At 57.0% G+C, this 1264-nt stretch carries 1 protein-coding gene; it reads right to left on the bottom strand.

Annotated elements, in window-relative coordinates:
• Positions 1-1264: right-handed parallel beta-helix repeat-containing protein (locus GGR10_RS06750; RefSeq protein ID WP_182480448.1), on the bottom strand; the 1264-nt coding region annotated here is incomplete at both ends.

Genomic DNA, 1264 nt, shown 5'->3' with positions numbered 1-1264 from the left:
TCATCACCAAATTCTCACCCCCCACGGCATACACCCCTACCCCCTTATCCTGTCCCGTAATCACCGTCCGCGTCAACTCAGCACTCTCCACCCCATCCCCCATATACACCCCCACCCCATAATCCCCCATAAAATTAATCGTCGAGCTTCCACTAATCACCAGCTTCTTACCCTTCTCCACCCTCACCCCCCTCTCAACCCCCTCAACCGTCACATCCGTCAACGTCATCGTCATGTCTTTCGTCCCCACGGCATACACCCCTACCCCCTTATTCTGTCCCTTAATCACCGTCTTCGTCAAACTCACACTCTTCACCTCTTCCCCCACATCCACCCCCTTCTCCGTAAACTCTGTTACCGACCCATCCTTCATCGTCAAGCTCCCACTCCCCGCATTCACCCCCGTCGTGAACCCCGTAATCGTCACCCCTCCATCCAACGTCACATTCCCATCCATCACATCCACCCCCATCCTCCCACTCCCCTTTCCCGTAATCGTCCCCCCCCTAATCGTCAGGCTCTTCCCTCTCTTAACATACACCCCCGTTTGTACCTTTGAAATCGTCACATCCGTCATCGTCAAGCTCCCACCCCCCACCGCACTCACCCCCGTTTGTACCTCTGAAATCTTCACCCCCTCCAACGTCATCATCAAGTTCGTCCCACTCCCCGTCACCCCCGTGCCACTCCCCTTTCCCGTAATCGACCCCCCAGTCATCGTCAAATTCCCCTCCGCACTCACCCCCGTTCCAAACCCCTCAATCTCCACCCTCTCCAACACCATCGTCCCACTCCCCGTCACCCCCGTGCCACTCCCCTTCCCCGTAATCGTCCCCCCCCTAATCGTCAAGCTCTCACTCCCCACCGCATTCACCCCCTTCTCAAACCCCGAAATCGTCACCTCCTTCATCGTCAACGTCCCCATCCCCCCCACCCCCACTTTCCCACTTCCCGAAATCTTCACCCTCTCCAACACCATCGTCCCACTCCCCACACTCACCCCAACACCCCCACTTCCCGTAATCGTCACATCCTTCATCGTCAAGCTCCCACTCCCCATATACACCCCATAACTCCCACCCCCCTTCCCCTCAATCATCCCCCCAGTCATCTCAAACGTCCCCCCCTCCACATTCACCCCCTTCTCAAACCCCGTAATCCTTGTCCCATCCAACGTCACCGTCCCACCCGTCATACTCACCCCATACCCACTATTTCCCAATCCCGTAATCATCCCCCCAGTCATCTTAAACGTCCCACTTGT

Origin of the sequence: Bartonella chomelii (genome assembly GCF_014138465.1) — a bacterium.
In the GTDB taxonomy this organism is placed as follows: Bacteria; Pseudomonadota; Alphaproteobacteria; order Rhizobiales; family Rhizobiaceae; genus Bartonella; species Bartonella schoenbuchensis.
Note: the sequence above shows the minus strand (reverse complement) of the source record. Positions and strands in the feature narration are given on the sequence as shown.